Annotated in this window: 15 protein-coding genes; 8 read left to right on the top strand and 7 right to left on the bottom strand. The window is 71.1% G+C overall.

The window, feature by feature from the left end:
• Positions 1–97 (top strand): cold-shock protein (locus ACFWGJ_RS29930; protein WP_387330856.1); only part of this gene is annotated, 97 nt, incomplete at its 5' end.
• Positions 98–225: 128 nt separating this feature from the next.
• Here ACFWGJ_RS29930 and ACFWGJ_RS29925 read toward each other — a convergent pair.
• Positions 226–2328, bottom strand: a complete 2103-nt coding sequence (locus ACFWGJ_RS29925) for an NAD-binding lipoprotein (RefSeq protein WP_387330847.1) — start codon at positions 2326–2328, stop codon at positions 226–228.
• A 276-nt stretch (positions 2329–2604) separates the two neighbouring features.
• A complete protein-coding gene (locus tag ACFWGJ_RS29920) occupies positions 2605–2934 on the bottom strand; it encodes an antibiotic biosynthesis monooxygenase family protein (RefSeq protein ID WP_387330844.1) in 330 nt (109 codons plus the stop codon).
• Positions 2935–3147: 213 nt separating this feature from the next.
• On the opposite strand from ACFWGJ_RS29920, the gene ACFWGJ_RS29915 reads away from it, so the two are divergent.
• The 4 genes from ACFWGJ_RS29915 to ACFWGJ_RS29900 all read left to right on the top strand — a co-directional run bounded on the left by ACFWGJ_RS29915 (position 3148) and on the right by ACFWGJ_RS29900 (position 6474).
• Complete coding sequence (locus ACFWGJ_RS29915; RefSeq protein WP_387330853.1) at positions 3148–3438, top strand: hypothetical protein; 291 nt, start codon at positions 3148–3150, stop codon at positions 3436–3438.
• A gap of 147 nt (positions 3439–3585) precedes the next feature.
• A complete protein-coding gene (locus ACFWGJ_RS29910) occupies positions 3586–5034 on the top strand; it encodes a WGR domain-containing protein (RefSeq protein WP_387330841.1) in 1449 nt (482 codons plus the stop codon).
• Positions 5035–5289: 255 nt separating this feature from the next.
• Positions 5290–5928, top strand: coding sequence for a dihydrofolate reductase family protein (locus ACFWGJ_RS29905; protein WP_387330838.1), 639 nt, complete (start codon positions 5290–5292; stop codon positions 5926–5928).
• Positions 5929–6051: 123 nt separating this feature from the next.
• Entirely contained in the window at positions 6052–6474 is a 423-nt protein-coding gene (locus tag ACFWGJ_RS29900; RefSeq protein ID WP_387330835.1) for a hypothetical protein, read from the top strand.
• A 141-nt stretch (positions 6475–6615) separates the two neighbouring features.
• On the opposite strand, the gene ACFWGJ_RS29895 is transcribed toward ACFWGJ_RS29900, so the two are convergent.
• Positions 6616–7113 carry a peptidylprolyl isomerase gene (locus tag ACFWGJ_RS29895; protein ID WP_387330832.1) on the bottom strand — a complete coding sequence of 166 codons (498 nt, stop codon included), beginning with the start codon at positions 7111–7113 and terminating at the stop codon, positions 6616–6618.
• Between the two features lie 202 nt (positions 7114–7315).
• Here ACFWGJ_RS29895 and ACFWGJ_RS29890 point away from each other — a divergent pair, with 202 nt between their 5' ends.
• Complete coding sequence (locus ACFWGJ_RS29890) at positions 7316–8395, top strand: hypothetical protein (RefSeq protein ID WP_387330829.1); 1080 nt, start codon at positions 7316–7318, stop codon at positions 8393–8395.
• Positions 8396–8553: 158 nt separating this feature from the next.
• The gene (locus ACFWGJ_RS29885) at positions 8554–9681 is read left to right on the top strand and encodes a hypothetical protein (protein WP_387330850.1); all 1128 of its coding nucleotides are present in this window, start codon (positions 8554–8556) and stop codon (positions 9679–9681) included.
• Between the two features lie 47 nt (positions 9682–9728).
• Here ACFWGJ_RS29885 and ACFWGJ_RS29880 read toward each other — a convergent pair whose 3' ends face one another.
• From ACFWGJ_RS29880 to ACFWGJ_RS29865, 4 genes are all read right to left on the bottom strand, one after another.
• Positions 9729–10637, bottom strand: coding sequence for a glycoside hydrolase family 16 protein (locus ACFWGJ_RS29880; protein ID WP_387330826.1), 909 nt, complete (start codon positions 10635–10637; stop codon positions 9729–9731).
• 162 nt (positions 10638–10799) lie between these two features.
• Entirely contained in the window at positions 10800–11840 is a 1041-nt protein-coding gene (locus tag ACFWGJ_RS29875; protein WP_387330823.1) for a LacI family DNA-binding transcriptional regulator, read from the bottom strand.
• 88 nt (positions 11841–11928) lie between these two features.
• Positions 11929–13677: a discoidin domain-containing protein gene (locus tag ACFWGJ_RS29870; RefSeq protein ID WP_387330820.1), complete on the bottom strand. Its 1749-nt coding sequence runs from the start codon at positions 13675–13677 to the stop codon at positions 11929–11931.
• A gap of 93 nt (positions 13678–13770) precedes the next feature.
• The gene (locus tag ACFWGJ_RS29865; protein WP_387330818.1) at positions 13771–14874 is read right to left on the bottom strand and encodes a DUF1996 domain-containing protein; all 1104 of its coding nucleotides are present in this window, start codon (positions 14872–14874) and stop codon (positions 13771–13773) included.
• Between the two features lie 311 nt (positions 14875–15185).
• On the opposite strand from ACFWGJ_RS29865, the gene ACFWGJ_RS29860 reads away from it, so the two are divergent.
• On the top strand, positions 15186–16496 hold the full coding sequence (locus ACFWGJ_RS29860; RefSeq protein WP_387330815.1) for an alginate lyase family protein: 1311 nt from the start codon (positions 15186–15188) through the stop codon (positions 16494–16496).
• Positions 16497–16522 lie beyond the last annotated feature (26 nt).

Below are 16522 nucleotides of genomic sequence, written 5' to 3'. Positions count from 1 at the left end.
CTCCGGCTTCCGTGAGCTCCAGGAAGGCCAGGTCGTGAACTTCGACGTCACGCAGGGCCAGAAGGGCCCGCAGGCGGAGAACATCACCCCCGCCTAGTCTCACAGTCAGCTCTCGGTGGCCCTCGGAACACATGTTCCGGGGGCCATCGGCGCGTCCCACCGGTCAACACTCCCGCGTACGTGCGTACTCGGGAGTGCCGAACCGAGTCCAGGGGCGCGGGCGTGTCACCCCTGCGTGCCGTTCTCCCGCCGAGTCCGATCCTGTTCCGGGCAGTCGTGGGGTGACTGCGGTCCGGATGACTGCGGTGAGGGTGACTGCCATCCGGGTGACCCGCCGGACAGCGCGATGTCGTCCCCATGGTCGTGGCGCATGCCGGGGACCGCGTTGAGTGTGCCGATGGGCTGGCCGGGTCCGGCGAAGTCGTTCGCCACGACGACCACCTCGTCCCCCGCGCTCCACACGCGGCGTGCGGACTTGGCGGGACTGAGCCGAAGTTCATGACGGTGGGCGGTGCCTGCCTCCGGGTCGTTACTGCGGTAGCCGACCGCACATTCGCCCCGGTCCCGGGCGGCCGCCACGACGGTCGCGAACGACGCCTCGCACCCCGACGGCGTGTAGTGCTCGGCGGGACGCAGATGAACCGACGCGCCGTGCGCCGCGAACAGTTCCCCGAACACGGCGGCCAGCTGCGGGTTGTGCGCGATCTGGGCCATCAGCAGGCTGGTCAGTTCACCCCGGACGACGACATCGGACGCCGGGCCCAGCGGTGCGAGGGCTCGGTTGCGGTGGTCGCCGAGTTCCGCGACCACCGGCAGGATCCGGCCCGCTCGGAGCTCCAGTTCGCGCAGTATCAGGAGGGTGACCAGGACCCTGTCGTCGGGGTGCCCCGGCCCGTCCACGGTGTCCGCCCCGAGCACGATCACCGTGTCGTATCCGAAGAGATCCAGGTCCTTGAGGCTCTCCGGGTGCAGCAGTTCACCACTTCGCCAGGAGACGGTCAGCCGTGCCGCGGCCTGCGCGGAACCGGCCTGCTCGTGGACGGGGGTCGCCTGTGTCTCGTCGACGACGACATCGAGTACCGAACCCGGTGCGATGCTGTCGCGCAGTGCCTCCACCAGCAGGGGCGCGCGGCGGTTCCAGCCGAGCAGCAGCACCCGCGCCGGCTCCACGTGCTCGGGCCCCGGCGTCGCGAACGCGGTCGGGTCGACGTACACATGACAGTCGGCCGGCGCCTCCGGCACACCGTCGTGCGCGATCACGATGAGCCGGTCGCCCGGGCCTACGACGGTGTCCGGAGGAGGGCTGAGCCGTGGCGGCCCGTCCGGAGTCAACAAGCCCACCACACTGGCTCGTTCGAAACACAGCAACAGATCTCCGAAGCGACGACCCGCGGACCCCTGCCGGACGACTGCCGGCACATCCATGACATGGAATTCCGCGCCGGAGAAATCGAGCAGGTCGCGCAGAACCTCACCCACTCCCGTGCGCCGCGCCGACTGCACCAGCAGTCTCGCCGTCGTCGCGTCCGTCTCCACGATCGTGCCGCGTCCGCCCGCGGCGAGCCGGGCCGCGGGCAGCTGACGGCGGTCGCGTACGGCCGCGACGACGGGTGGACCCGCCTCGGCACCGAGAACCGCCCGCAGGGCCAGCAGCACGCGTACGACCTCGCTGTCCGCGTCCGGAGCCTCCGAAGGCAGCACCAGTACGGAACTGGCGGCCCGCGGAGTGACCAGAGCCAAGGTGTCCACCGTGGTCAGTGAGCCGCTCCGGCAGACCAGCCGGACGGCGGAGCCACGCCCCAGCGACGCGGTGAGTGCCTCCTCCATCTCGGCGACGTCCCGGTCGGCCAGGACGGCGATCACGCACCGGGCGCCGGCCCGGGCGGCGGCCAGTTCACCCACCACCGTGAACACCTGGTCCGACCAGCCCAGGACGACCGCGTGCTCCCGCTCAAGCACCATCGAGCGGCCCCGCCGCAACTCGGTCAGCCGTTCACCCAGTCCGGTGGTGATCACCCCCACCAGGGTCGACACGCACAGCAGCGCGACAATCCCCAGCAGCACCGACAGCGCCATCCGCATCGGCGCCCCGGTCGGCGCGCCGAGCCGCAGCGTCTCCGCGCTGGTCCGCCACACCGCGGACAGACGGCCCGACAGCGAACGCGGGGAGCCGGGGTCCGTCCACACCACCAGCGCGCTGACGGGCACCACCACCGCGAGACAGGACAACACCAGCCAGCTCACCAGCATGCCCGTGCTGCGGGCCAGCGTCGTGTCGAACCGGTAGCGTGCCCGGTCCCGTAAAGAGGTCGGCCCTTGCCGCTCCACTGCGCACCCCTGCTTCCCCCGCCCGCCCCGGACGGCGTCGCCGACACACACCAGGGGCACCGCCGTCCGCACGCGTCACGGCAGTGCCCTGGTCCGAGAGTGCTGGTCCGGCGGCGAAGACACGCCCGGACACGAGGACGTTCATCCTTTCGGGAGACGTCACGTGCGCGTCGGGACACGTCACGTTCGCGCGGAGCCGTCAGCTGTCGTCGGCGGCTGCCGGCGGAAGCCCATGGCGCCACGGCTCAATGGTCCGCCGGCAGGCGGGGCGTGGGACTACGCGCTGCGCGGCGGGGTCTGCTGCACGACGTCGAAGGACCACAGCGTGGAACCGCTCGCCGCGGGCTTGGGCCGCTCGCCGCCCTCCGCGCCGCCGCCCTGGTGGGCCGCCTTCATGTTCCCCTCCATCCACGCGGTGAAGGATTCCTCGTCACGCCACCGGGTGTAGACGAGGTAGCTGTCGGTGCCCTCGGTCGGGCGGAGGAGTTCGAACCACTCGAATCCGTCGGAGTTCTCGACGGTGCCCGCGCGGGACGCGAACCGCTTCTCCAGCAGTTCCCGCTGCTCGGCGGGGACGGTCAGCACGTTGATCTTGACTACGCTCATGACCCCATCCTGCCGTGGCCCCGCTCGGCGTCGGACGACGGGGTGCGCGTGGCGGCCGACGGACCTGCCGCGCCGCCCGACCGACGTCCGGACAGAATTGTGCAGGTGAACGCACGCGACGAACCGCAGAAGACCGCCGACGAACCGCAGAAGACCGCCGACGAACCGCAGAAGACCGCCGACGAACCGCAGAAGACACCCGACGGACACCACATCGTCGTCAACGGGCGGAAATGGCGGGCCACGGACCCCTCCCTGCCCGAGGACGTCGCAGCCCGTCTGCGCCGTCATCTCATGGCGGCCCGCCGCGCGGTGCGCTCGGCGACCACCGCCGACGACGAGACGGCCGAGCGGCTGGCACGGGCACGCGTGCAGCACGCGAAGGTCGCGTTGGGGGAACGGGGCACGCCCTGGTGGGAACAGTCCCCGGACGAGCGCCGCCGACGCTGGGAGGACCACCTCGCGAAGCTCGACGCGGACGCGCCGGACCAGAAGGACGCCTGACTCCTGACCCTCCTCCCGAACGCGGGTGTGCTCGGGCGCCGGCGGACGTACCGGCCTGATCGATCGAGTGTCAGTGCCAGCCTCTACGGTGTGAGCAGTGGGGCCCGCTGGAGAGACCGCGGGGCCTGTTCCGGGGAGGGGTCTGTCATGTCCAGCGAGACCGCGTCGACGACGTATCTGGAGCTGTCGCAGGAGGACGGCGCTGCGCACAAGTTCTACGAAGTGGCCGTGGACGGGCTGGTGGTGACGGTGCGGTACGGACGGATCGGCGCTGCCGGACAGACCCAGACGACCACGTTCCCCACGGCCGACAAGGCGCGCGCCGCCGCCGCGAAGAAGGTGGGGGAGAAGGTCCGCAAGGGATACGCTCCCGCGGTCGCAGGACAGCGCGCGCCCCGTGCGGTGACCCGGCGTCAGGTGGCGTCGGCTCCCTCCACCGCGCGGGCCGTGGCCCCGGTCCTGTGGCGCTTTCGTACCGGGTCGTCGGCGTTCGGCATCCACGTCGACGACAACGGCTGCTGGGTGGGCAACCAGGCGGGTGACGTGTTCACCCTGGACCACGACGGCGGCGTCCTGGCCCGCTTCAATCTGCCGGACGGTGTGAAGTGCCTGGTCGCGGACGACTTCTGGATCTACGCGGGCTGCGACGACGGCCGGGTCTACGACCTGTCCTCGAAGCTGCCGTTCGCTGCGTACGACGTGGCGGCGGACGTCGACATCTTCTGGCTGGACATCCACGAGGGCGTTCTGAACGTGTCGGACCGTGAGGGCCGGCTGACCGTCATCGACCACGAGGACGAGCACCAGTGGTCCCGCCGCAGTCAGGGCGAGCACGCCTGGATGGTCCGCGCCGACGACCGCGCGATCTACCACGGCCACCAGCGCGGGGTGAGCGCCTACGCCCCGGACGGCAGCGGCGAGTTGTGGCACACGTCGACCCGCGGCGGGGTCCTGTTCGGCTGGCAGGAGCAGGACGCCGTGTTCGCGGGCACCGCGCACCGGGTCGTCCAGCGGCTGTCGAAGGCGACCGGCACGGTCGAGGCCACCTATGCCTGCGACAGCGCGGTCTACTCATGTGCCACCTCGCCCGGCGGCCGGTTCGTGTTCGCAGGCGACGCGTCCTCGTCGGTGTACTGCTTCGACCGGGACGGTACGCGCCTGTGGAAGCTGGGCACCGGCGGTGGCTCGGCGCTGTCGATGCAGTACCGCGACGAGCGGCTGTACCTGGTGACCACGGACGGCTCGCTGGTGTGCGTGGACGCCAGCGAGGCGGCCATCGCGGCGGCCCAGCAGGGCACGGTGCCGGTCGCCCGGGACGTCAAGCTCGCCGCGGCGCTGCCGACCTACGAACCGGCCACCGCCGTGACCGCACTGGCGAGTGTCTCCCAGGCCCCCGCCGGAGCGATCGTCGTCGAGTGCGTCCAGACGACCGGCCGCCTGCGCGTCCACGTCGTGTCGGAGGGCTACGACCACTCCTGGAACGTCCAGTTCCCGCGCACGATACGAGAGCCCGGAGCCCGCTACGTGGTGGACGCCTTGCACCCGGCGGCGGGCGGCTTCTACCGAGTGCGCGGCGACATCCGACGCCTGCTGTGAACCGGCCGCGAGCCGTCCGCGCCCCGCATCCGGGGCGGCCGGGACGGACTCCGAAGGGCTGGGACCGATGAGTCCTGCCGTGGTCGCAGGCCTGTGTCCACGACAGGACTCACACGACCGGACCCATCGGTCCCGGCCACGAGGAGTGCTTTCCCCGTCTCGCCGCCGCGAAAAAAGCGCGTGGGGATGTCGATCCGCGCGAGCTCCCTTCGACGCAGGAGTGAGAGACCGACATCGACATGAGAGGTGAACGCCGTGTCCAAGGTCCGCGTGCACAACGTGACGATCTCCCTCGACGGCTTCGCGGCCGGTGTGAACCAGCGCCTGGACGCCCCGTTCGGTGACGGCGTCGGCTGGGGCGACGAACTGCACAGCTGGTTCGTCGCCGCGACGGAGGAGTCCGCAGCCGGGAAGACCGGGATCGACGCCGACTACCTCGCCCGCAGCGAGCGGAACGTCGGGGCCACCATCATGGGGCGGAACATGTTCGGGCCCCACCGCGGGCCGTGGGCCGACGAGTCGTGGAAGGGCTGGTGGGGCGACAACCCGCCCTACCATCACGACGTCTTCGTGCACACCCACCATCCGCGCCCGGCGCTGCAGATGGCCGGCGGAACGACCTTCCACTTCACGGACGACCCGCTGGAGACGGTGCTCCAGCGCGCCTTCGACGCCGCGGACGGCAAGGACGTCCGGATCGGCGGCGGTGCGGCGGTCATCCAGCAGTACCTGCGCGCCGGGCTGATCGACGAGCTCCACCTGGTGATCGCGCCGATGCTCATCGGGCGCGGGGAACGGCTGCTCGACAACCTGGGCGACGGGATCGACGGCTACCGCGTGTCCGAGATGGTCGCCTCACCGGCTGTCACACACGCGGTGCTGGTCCGCCGCTGACACCCAGGAGTACAGGGTCGTTCCGCTGTGCCTCTGGCGTGACGTATGTGGGTCGGTGTAGCGCCTGCAACCGGTGCGGCCTCGGGCAGCGAACGGAACAGACGGCCCCGGCGTCTGAGGTACGTGAAATCATCGCGCCAAGTCGCCATCCTGATCCTGAGCGCCGGGCTGCTGCTCTCCGGCTGCTCGCCCTCGGACGACCGGCCGCGCGAGGAGGGGTACACCGGCCCCACTTTGCCCGCCCGCACCGCCGAGAGGGGCACATGGCAGGAGGGCCCGGCGGAGCCCAGACAGCACAAGCCGTACCCGTACGACCTTTACACGCACTGCGGGATCAAGTGGCTGCGTTTCGGCGGCCGTTGGTGGGTTCTTGACTCCGTGCTCCCCGGGGCCGAGCAGGTTCAGGGGGAGCCGCCCTCGCGGGACAGCCAGATACTGCCCGGGTATGTCACGCTGATCGGCCCGGACACGGTCGACTTCGACGCCGCAGGGATGCCCACACTGCAGTTCGTACCGTCCGAGAAGGAACCGCCGGGGTGCGCCTAGGGCGCCGCCGTCCGGAGTCCGGGGCAAGAGCCCCGGGGGCGGGGCGCGCGGGGGGCGTACGGGCCCCGGGTCGAGCAGGTGAGTGCGCGACCCGGACAGCCGGCGCCCGGCCGGCGGCCCCGCCGTCCGGGGCAGGGACGACTACTTCTCCACGACGCCCGAGGAAGCGATCGCGATCTTCGCGCGGGTGGCACCGGAGCCCGAGCCCAGGGACTCGATCTTCCGCACCAGGTCCTGGCCCTCGACCACTTCACCGAAGACCACGTGCTTGCCGTCCAGCCACGAGGTGACCACCGTGGTGATGAAGAACTGCGAGCCGTTGCTGTTCGGGCCGGCGTTGGCCATGGACAGCAGGAACGGCCTGTCGTGCTTGAGCTTGAAGTTCTCGTCGTCGAACTTGGCGCCGTAGATGCTCTTGCCGCCCGTGCCGTCGCCGCGGGTGAAGTCGCCGCCCTGGAGCATGAAGTCCGGGATGACACGGTGGAAGCCCGAGCCCTCGTAGCCGTAGCCGTGCTGGCCGGTGGCGAGCTCACGGAAGTTCTGCGCCGTCTTGGGGACGACGTCGTCGTACAGGTCGAAGACGATGCGCCCGGCGGCGTCGCCGTCAATGGTGATGTCGAAGAAGACGTTGGTAGACATAGGGGGATCCTTTCATGTCCTGGCGCACTGCCCGGGAGCCGCCCTGCTTCATCGCCCGAGAAGCCCAGTTTCCGGCGGTTCCCCCGGCGGGTCCACGCGCGATGGGGCCGGATCGGCCGGTTGCCGCCTGTTCACGGGCGCCGGAGCGCCCCTAGGCTGTCCGATCTTCACGTTCTGGGGCACTTGTGACTCTGGGGGGCTCGTGAACAGTCTTCGTGCGGCCGTTGTCTGCCTTGTGCTCGCGTGTGCCGCGCTGACGTCACCGACGGTAACGGTGGCGGTGACGCCGAGCTGGTCGGTGCTGCCGGTCCCGGCGGCGGCCCCGCCGGTGACCGTGACCGATCTCGCCGCCCGGGGGCAGGGTGAGGCGTGGGCCACCGGGTACGAGCAGTCCGCCGACGGGCTGCGGCCGTTGCTGTACCGGTGGGACGGCACGGCATGGAGCCGGGACACGGCTTTCCCCGGCGCCGGGGAACCGGGCTGGCTGGGCAAGGTGCAGTTCGTCGGCAGGGAAGTGTGGATCTTCCACAACCGCGACGCAGCCGGAGCCGGAGCCGGAGAGATCCTGCGCCGGTCGGCGGGAGCGTGGAGTACCGTCCCGCTGCCGCAGACCCTGTGGACGTACCAGGACTTCGCCGCGGTACCGGGTGCCGCCTGGGTGGTCGGCGAGGACGACACCGGGCTGAAGGTGCTGCACCACGACGGCGCGGGCTGGACCGCGCAGTCCACCCCGGACGGTGTGCGGTATCTGATGGGCGTCACCGCCCGCGCCGCCGACGACGCCTGGGCCTGGGCGGACACGGACACCGGCACCACCGTCCTGCGCTGGGACGGCACGGCGTGGCAGGACGCCCGGGTGCCGCTGCCCCCGGACAGCAACGTGCACACGATCCTGCTCGAACCGTCCGGCCGGGTCACGATCGGCGGCAGCCAGTACACCGACGGCGCGGCCGGCACGTACCTGATGACCTCGGACGGCGACGGGACCGCGTGGCGCACCCTCCACCCACCGCTGGGCGACACCTACACCGAGGCCATGGTGCGCGGCCCGGACGGCGCGCTGTGGCTGCCGGTGCGCAGCGACCGCGCGTTCCAGTCGAAGTACGCACGGGTGGACGGCCGCCGCACCACGTTCTCCTACGGACCGGAGCGTACGAACGCGATCGACGTCAAACCGCGTGCGCTGGCGCGGAGCGGATCCGCACTGCTGTCCTTCGGGACCGCCGAGATCTACGGCTCGAAACCGAACCTGATGAGCGAGCGGCTGGGAGGCCGGCCATGACCCGCGGACTTCCCATGCCCCACGGACTTCCCCCCACCCACGGACTGTCGGTGACCCACGGACCGTCCATGACCCGCAGGCGTCCCAGCCCTCACAGGCTTTCCAGCCCTCACACGCTTCCCCCGCCCCGCAGACTCCCCGTCGCCCGCAGACGCCCCATCGCGCACAGGCTCCTCGGCGCGGTCCTTGCCGCCGCCCTGACCGTCGTGGCAGGCATGACCGGTATGACCGGCATGGCATCGGCCGCGGCGGACGCGCCGTCCTGGCAGCACGTTCCGGTTCCGGCAGAGGTCCGTCCGCAGGCCGCACTGAACGAGGCCGTGGCGCTCGGACCGGACCGGGCGTGGGCCGTGGGTGCCGACGCGATCGGCCGTGAGGCACCGGGCTTCCCGCTGGTACTGGGCTGGGACGGCACCACCTGGCAGCGCCAGAGCCTGCCCGGGATCCGCTGGCAGGGCGAGCTGCTGTCCGTCGCCGCGACCTCACCGACCGCGGTGTGGGCGGTCGGCCGCGACTCGGCGGGCGGCGCCCGTCTGCTGCGGTACGAGGGCAGTACCTGGACCGAGAGCAGCCCGCCGAGCGGGGTCGTGCCGACCAAGGCGGTCGCAGGCGGCGGCGAGACCTGGCTGATCGGTTCGCGGGGCGGCGCGCAGGCCCTGCTGCGCCGGGACGGCAGCGGCTGGCAGGACGTGCCGGCGCCACCCGGATCCGTGTACGGCCTGCACATCCTGGCCGCGGACGACGTCTGGGCCGCGGGCGCGAACGCCTCGGGTGCGGCCGTGTCGCACTGGGACGGGCAGACCTGGCAGCAGACGGTCGTGGACGGCTTTCCCCGGTCGGCCGTCGGCAGTGTGCTGGCGGTCTCACCGACCGAGGTGTGGGCGGGCGGCACGGCCGGATTCGTCGGCGGTCCGCCGGGCCGGCCGATTCCGCCGCTGCTCGTCCGCTTCGACGGACAGGCGTGGAACCAGGTGTCCGTGCCCACCGACTTCGGCTCCGTCGAATCGCTGGCGCCCACCGCGTCCGGCAGGCTGGGCTGGGTCTCGGTGGCCCGCTCGCAGAAGTGGGGCCCGCCGGGCAGCACCCCGCCGCTCGTGCCCGGGCCGGACTTCCTCGCCTGGAACGGTCAGTCGTTCACCGAGTACGGCGAACCGGCGGTGGCCGGAGAGGGCGAATCCAGAACACTGAGGCTCGCGACCGTACCGGGCACGGAGACGGTGTGGTCGGTCGGCCGCGCCGACGGCCCCGAGGGCACCTTCGCCCCGCGCATCCTGCGGTTCGACTGAGCGCGGAACACCCTGCGCAGATCACCGCTCAGGGAGCGGACCGCAGGTTATTTCCACCCGTACGCGTACGCCGCCACCCACGTGATGTCGAGCTGCGCGCTGCTGCCGGGCGCCGCCCCGGGCCCTTCCAGCGCGCTCTCGTTCTGCATCACCCAGGACAGCGGACCGTCCGGCACACCACGGGTGTCGTGGCCCGTCTCGCGGCCGTCGACGAAGAACCGGACATGCCCGGGCGTCCATTCCGTGGACACCGTGTGCCAGTCGGTCCAGTCGTCACTGCCCGGGAAGTAGCCCTGCTCCCCGCCCCCGCAGGGATGGTGGAAGGACGAGAGCGGACCGGTCCACTCGCCCTCGGGATGGTCCATCTCGCAGCCGCCGCCGTAGTGCAGCCAGGCCGACTTGTACCCGGGCGCCGCCTTCGTCACCTTGATACGCGCCGAGTACTTCCCGTAAGCCATGTCCATGACCGCACGCGGCACCACCGCCGCGGAGTGCACGGGCCCTCCGTCGGCCGGACGCCACATCCGGACGAACATCCGTCCGTCGCCGTTCGGTGCGGGACCCACGCTCACGGTGTCCTCCGGGTGGTACACGCCCACCACCTCGCGGCCCCGGCTCCGGGCCGTGTCGGGCCAACCGGTGGGGTAGGCCCACCAGTTGTCGCGGAAGGTGCCGCTCAGTCCTCCGCAGTGGGCGCCGGAGGTGTCGACGTGGTGATCGCAGTCACTGAACGAACCGAGCGGTACGTGGTCGCCGTTGAAGTCCTCCGCGAGAACCTGCCAGAAGGGACCGCAGTCACCACGGGGCAGCCGCACGGCCGTGGAACCGCAGGCGTCGGTCCTCGCGGGCGCGCCGTCGGCACGGGGGAGCCACAGCAGCGCGGCCACGAGCACGGCCGCCACGGACACCAGCAGGAAGGGGGGCCTCAGATGGTGCGGGGCCGCGTGTGAACCCATCACGGACTCCTCGGGTCGCACTGCCAACTGCCAACTGCCAGAACCCAACTGCCAGAAGCCGACTGCCGGAAACCATCCTCGCCGCTGACCCCCGGAGAACGCCACGGTCCTGCCCGCGCCACAGCTCTGCCTGCCCCCACGGCCCTGCCTGCCCCAGCCGCCCTACGCCGATTCCCGCACCACCAGCTCGGGATCGAAGATGACCGACGTCGGCTCGGTGCGTACGCCTCCGATGTGTTCGGCGAGCAGACGGGCCATCGCCGCCGCCATGTCCTCGACCGGCTGGCGGACGGTGGTCAGCGGCGGCCGGCAGGTGACCGCCACGCTCGAATCGTCGAACCCGACGACCGCGACATCGTGCGGCACCCGCCGCCCGCGCTCCCGCAGTACCTGGCAGATGCCCTGGGCCATCAGGTCGTTGGCCGCGAACACCCCGTCCACGTCCGGGTGTTCGGCGAGCAGCTCCGTCATCGCCGACATGCCGCTGTCGACGGTGAAACCGCCCTGGACGAGCGGGACGTACGCGTGACCGTGGCGGGCCATCGTGTCGCGGAACCCGGCAAGGCGCTCCTGGCTCGCGGACACGGCCAGCGGTCCGGACACGGTGACGACGCGCCGGCAGCCGCGGCCCAGCAGATGCTCGGCGGCCAGCCGTCCGCCGTCCCGGTGGGCGAGGTCGACATAGCTGAGCGCGACCGGCCGGGAGGGCCGGGCGAACAGCACGGCGGGCAGTCCCGCCCCGGCCAGCAGCGCGGGCAGCGGATCGTCCGCGTGCGTCGAGACCACGAGAGCCCCGTCCGCGCTGCCCTGCCGCAGATACGTCACGACCTCCTGCCGCGCCTCGTCGGTCTCGGCGAACATGAGCACCGGATGCATCGAGCGCGGGCGTAGCTGGCCCACGACCCCGCTCACCACCCGGCCGAAGAACGGATCCGCCACCACCCGTGCGGCGAAGGCGTTCTGCTCCTCCTCCGAGACGTCACCGGCGCCGGACACCACGAGCGCCACGGTCTCGGTACGCCGGGTCACCAGTGATCTGGCCGCCTGGTTGGGCGCGTAACCCGTTCTGCTGATGGCCTGGCGGACGGATTCCTGGATGGCGGGGTCGACGTTGCGCACGCCGTTGACGACGCGGGAGACGGTGGCGCGGGAGACGCCCGCCTCCCGCGCCACATCCTCCAGGGTCGGGGCCTGTCTGCTCATGCTCCGCACCCTAACGGCACCGGTCACGGACGGCATAGAGCGCTCTCCCGGAGTGCGGGCCGACCGTCGGCGCCGGTCGTCCCGCAGCTCAGTTGTAGACGCCGAACTCATAGAGGGAGTAGCCCCAACCCGTGCCGCGCGCGGTGCCGTTGACCCGCACATAGCGGCCGGTGCCCGACACGTCGAAGTCGTCGACCCCGCCGTTGCCGTCGGTCACCTCGCGCACGGTCCGCCAGCTCTGACCGTCGTCGGACGTCTGGATCGTGTACGCCTTGGCGTACGAGGTCTCCCAGACCAGCTGCACATGCCTGAACGTGCTCCGCGTGCCCAGATCGACCCGCAGCCACTGCGGATCGCTCCAGTCGCTGGCCCAGCGGGTGTCGTTCTTCCCGTCCACCGCGCCCGCGGCGGTGCAGGGGCAGTCGCCGCCGCCCGTCTGGTACGAGGAGGCGGTCGCCGGCTTGTTCAGGGCGAGGTTGGTGCCGTCGACCACCGGCGGCACCACACGGATCGAGCGCGTCTCGACCCCGACGTTGCCCCTGCCGTCCGTGGCCTTGACGTAGATCTTCCAGACACCGGGCCGGTCGGGCGCGGTGACCCTGAGCCTGCCCCCGCCGAGATCGGTGTGCGGTCGCGGGGTGAGCTGGCCGCCCCCGTCGACGTACTTGCCGTTGTCCAGGACCTCGTACGAGATCGCGTCCCCGTCGGGGTCGCTCGCGCCGACCGCCAGGGTCAGGTCACGTCCGGCCTGCACCTTGCCCGCGTCGCCCTCCACGGACAGTGCGGAGATGACCGGGGGAGTGTTGTCGCGCGAGGTGTCGGCGCCGTACGCACGCTTCACCGCGTAGTACGACAGCCGTTTCTGTCCGGCGGGCAGCAGGTTGAACCAGATCCCGCCGAAGTCGTACTCGGTGCCGTAGTGGAACATCGTGGCGCCGAGCGCGACACCCCGGTGCCCGGTGACACAGCCCCACGCCTTGGTGTATCCGGCCGCCTTGGCCTGGTCGGTGGGCTCCTGAGGGACTCCGTTGGCGTCGTCGGGGACCTCCCACTCGCCCGCCGGGCCGCTCTCGGTGACGATGTACGGCTTCGTGTAACCGCCCTGCTCCCAGGCTGACTTGATGTCGCACACGGCGTTGTAGGCGTTGACGGCGTACAGGTCGAGGTCGGGTGCGTTGCGCTTGTAGTAGGGCCAGGCGCCGACCCATGCGTCGGTGGAGGTGACCGGGTGGTTCGGGTCGATCCCGTGGATCTTCCTGGTGATGTCGTTGACGAAGGTGGTGTAGGCGTTGCGCTGCCGCTCCAGCTCGTCACCGCTGTAGCAGTTCTGCAGGCCGAGCACCGATTCGTTGCCGACGTTCCACATCAGCACACCGGGATGGTCCTTGTACTCCTGGACCCACTTGGGGAACTCGTCGAGCATCTGGTTCTTGTACGTGGTGTCGGTCAGGTAGTTGACACAGCCGCCGCTGCCCGGGCCGCCGCCGGGCTGCAGCCAGAACCCGGCGACGACCTTGATGCCGTTCGCCGCCGCGGAGTCGAACAGGGCTTTGCTGGAGGCGTCGGTGCCCCAGGTGCGGACGGTGTTGACGCCCATGGATCTGACGTCGGGCATGTACCGGCCGGCGTCGGCCACGGCCGGGCCCCAGGTCAGGCCTTTGACCTGGTACGGGCTGCCGTCCACGGTCAGCTGCCAGTTGCCCTGGGAGCCGGTCACCCTGACGACGCTGCCGGCGGCGTGCGCCTGCTGCGCGGGCGAGGAGAGGGCGCCGGCGGCCAGCAGCCCTGCGGTGAGGGGCGCCGCGATACGGCGGGTGCGGGTGGGAGTGGGGCGCATAGGGGATCTCCGGTGTGGGGGTGGAGGGGGGCGGCCGGACCGTGGCGGGGTGGTCCGGCCCGGCCGCCCGGTACGAGACGGGGCACGGCCTGCTCAGGGAAGTTCGTAGTTCTCGTTCAGGGCGGCCCCGGCCTCGGGGTGTGTCTGGTCGTAGCCGCGCGCGTCGCACTGCAGGCCGCCGACGAGGCAGTGGCCGACCAGCGCGTTGAGGGTGGGCGCGTCCCAGGCGTTGAAGAAGTCGTAGTGGAACGACCAGCTCGGTCCGCTGGCCAGCTTCACCTGGGAGAGGTCGCCGTTGACGGGCCAGGCCATCTTGAACTCGATCATCGGCAGGGCGACCGGATGGCTCGTGGGGCAGATGTTGTTGTTCGTGCCGGGGTTGACCACGGGATAGGCCATGTGGCTCTTGTGGTCGGGTGTGTCCAGGTATCGGCCGTCCCAGCAACTGGGCGCCTGGAAGCGGATGTTGAGCTTGACGTCCGGACGGCTCGGGCAGTTCGCCGGGAAGTCGACGTTGAAGAAGCTGTCACCGCACTCCCAGCCCTCGACGAAGCCGCGGTGCCCGCGGAACTCCTCCCGGCTCTGGGTCGGGCTGCCCACGAGGAACCGCAGTCCCTTGGGGAAGGGGCGCACGCTGGTGTAGTCGGTGACGCCCGCCTTGTAGTAGATGACCTGCGGGCCGACGGGCAGTACGGGCTGGTCGCCCTTGAAGAGGGTGGGCATCCAGTAGCCGGAGCGGTCGCCGGGCGCGTTGCAGGTGGTGGTGGCGCCGTCGAGCGAGGACGTCGTGCTGTTCGCGTTCGTCGACCGGTTGCCCATGAAGGTGTGGTCGTGGGACTTGCCCGGCTGCTGCGGATAGACGATCGGGTCGTCCGGCTTGGTGTGGCTCACCGAGCAGTTGGCCTGGAACTCGTGGAAGTAGCGGTGGGGCGGCTCCTTCGTGGACGGCGAGACGCCGGTCACCGGCGGGTTCGCGGGTATGTATCCGTCGCCGTCGGGGTCCTCCGGGGAGGCGGCGGTCGACGCCGCCATGGTGTGGCCCATGTGGGCCGCCTGCCGCGTGGTGGACGCGGCTGTCGCGTCGCCGTGCGGTGGGGGAGTGCCGGCGGTGGCGGCGACACCGCCCAGACCGAGCGTGGTCAGCAGTAGGGCGCCGGCGATCAGGCTTCCTGAGACGAGCTGTGATCTCCGTGGCATGGAGACCTCCTGAGGACGTCGATGGGGGGACTCTGCGGGGCGCCCCCTGGGGCGGGACGCGCTACCGGGCGATCGTCGGGAGAGCGCTCTCCCACTCTCCCGAGACGGAGTGTTGAGGCGGAAGCGCAGGGTGTCAAGGGATCCGGCGGAAGGGGCGGTTGGTGGCGGCCTGCCGTGACGGCCGCGGGCCCGCGGGGCTCGCCGGCCTTCAACTGCCGCATCGCGCAGCCCCATTGCCAACTCCGGGCATCGCCCCTAACCTCACATCGTCTCCATCCATGAACTTCATTCGCCTACACGAACGAGGATCGATGGGTAAACGAGTTCGCCGTCTCGCGGTTCTGATGTCCCTGGCCCTGTTCGTCGGCCTGCTGGGGCCAGTCGCCTCCGCTCATCCGGGGGCCGCTCCGACAAGGCCCGTTCCCGCAGGGGCCGATCACTCAAGTACCGCGCAGCCCAGGACCGTTGTCCTCGACGGCGGACGGCTCCGGCAGACCAGGGTCCGTCTCCAGCACGGCGACCCCCAGCTCCGCGGAGCCGTCACGCAGCTGACCGGCCGCGCCGACAACTGGCTGAACCAGGGCCCCTGGACCGTCGTCGACAAACCGAGGCCCGCGCCCAGCGGCGACGTCCACGACTATCTGAGCCAGGCCCCCTACTGGTGGCCCAGCCAGTCGCCCACCGCCGACAACCCGTGGGGCTGCCCGTACGTCCAGCGGGACGGAGAGCGCAATCCCGAGGTCGACTCGGGCACCGACCGGCTGGATCTGGAGAAGGTCTTCGACGCGTCGTATGACCTCGCGCTCGCCTGGCACTACACGGGGAAACGGCAGTACGCCGAGAAGGCCGCACAGGTCCTGCGGACCTGGTTCCTGGCATCCGCGACACGGATGAACCCGGACCTCGACCACGCCCAGTTCATCCCGTGCAAGTACGACGGCCGGGCCATCGGCATCATCGACTTCTCGCAGTCCTACACGGCGGTCCTCGACGCCGTCGCGATCCTGGAGTCCGGGGCGCCCGCCTGGAGCAGGGCGGACCGGGCCGGTATGCGGCAGTGGAACAGCGACTTCCTCCACTGGCTGACGACCAGCGAGTTCGGCCGTCAGGAAGCGGCGGCGGCGAACAACCACGGCACGTTCTACGACCTGCTGGTGGCAGGGCTGGCGTCCGCCACCGGCGAGAAGGACCTGGCCCGCCGGACCGTACGCGAGGCGGCTGTCAAGCGCATCGATCCGCAGATCGCGGCGGACGGAAGCCAGCCACAGGAACTCACCAGGACCAGGAGCTGGCACTACTCGACCTTCGACCTCGTCGCGTACACCAGACTCGCCGCGATCGGGCAGCACCTCGGCGTGGACCTGTGGCGCCACCGGGGACCCGAAGGCCAGAACCTGTTCCAGGCCGTGCGCTACCTGCTCCCGGCGGCCACGGGACGCGCCGCCTGGCCGCATCCCGAACTCGAATTCCGCCGGTTCGCGGCGAGCGACGTCGTCCACGCGGCGGCCGACGCCGGCGACCGCGCGGCGAGGCAGGCCGTGCCCCTGCTGGAGGAACCGCCGGGCGGGGACCTGTGGGCGCTACGGCCCGCGGCCGAACAACTGGACTCGATCACGGGCTGATCCGCGGGGTTCCGCCCCCGGCCCAC

Origin of the sequence: Streptomyces sp. NPDC060205 (genome assembly GCF_042728395.1) — a bacterium.
In the GTDB taxonomy this organism is placed as follows: domain Bacteria; phylum Actinomycetota; class Actinomycetes; order Streptomycetales; family Streptomycetaceae; genus Streptomyces.
Note: the sequence above shows the minus strand (reverse complement) of the source record. Positions and strands in the feature narration are given on the sequence as shown.

Excerpts from the sequence above, each read along its gene's own strand:
- ACFWGJ_RS29870 (WP_387330820.1), bottom strand. The coding sequence starts at position 13,677 with ATGCGCCCCACTCCCACCCGCACCCGCCGTATCGCGGCGCCCCTCACC.
- ACFWGJ_RS29875 (WP_387330823.1), bottom strand. The coding sequence starts at position 11,840 with ATGAGCAGACAGGCCCCGACCCTGGAGGATGTGGCGCGGGAGGCGGGC.
- ACFWGJ_RS29865 (WP_387330818.1), bottom strand. The coding sequence starts at position 14,874 with ATGCCACGGAGATCACAGCTCGTCTCAGGAAGCCTGATCGCCGGCGCC.
- ACFWGJ_RS29910 (WP_387330841.1), top strand. The coding sequence starts at position 3,586 with ATGTCCAGCGAGACCGCGTCGACGACGTATCTGGAGCTGTCGCAGGAG.
- ACFWGJ_RS29860 (WP_387330815.1), top strand. The coding sequence starts at position 15,186 with ATGGGTAAACGAGTTCGCCGTCTCGCGGTTCTGATGTCCCTGGCCCTG.
- ACFWGJ_RS29880 (WP_387330826.1), bottom strand. The coding sequence starts at position 10,637 with ATGGGTTCACACGCGGCCCCGCACCATCTGAGGCCCCCCTTCCTGCTG.
- ACFWGJ_RS29895 (WP_387330832.1), bottom strand. The coding sequence starts at position 7,113 with ATGTCTACCAACGTCTTCTTCGACATCACCATTGACGGCGACGCCGCC.
- ACFWGJ_RS29920 (WP_387330844.1), bottom strand. The coding sequence starts at position 2,934 with ATGAGCGTAGTCAAGATCAACGTGCTGACCGTCCCCGCCGAGCAGCGG.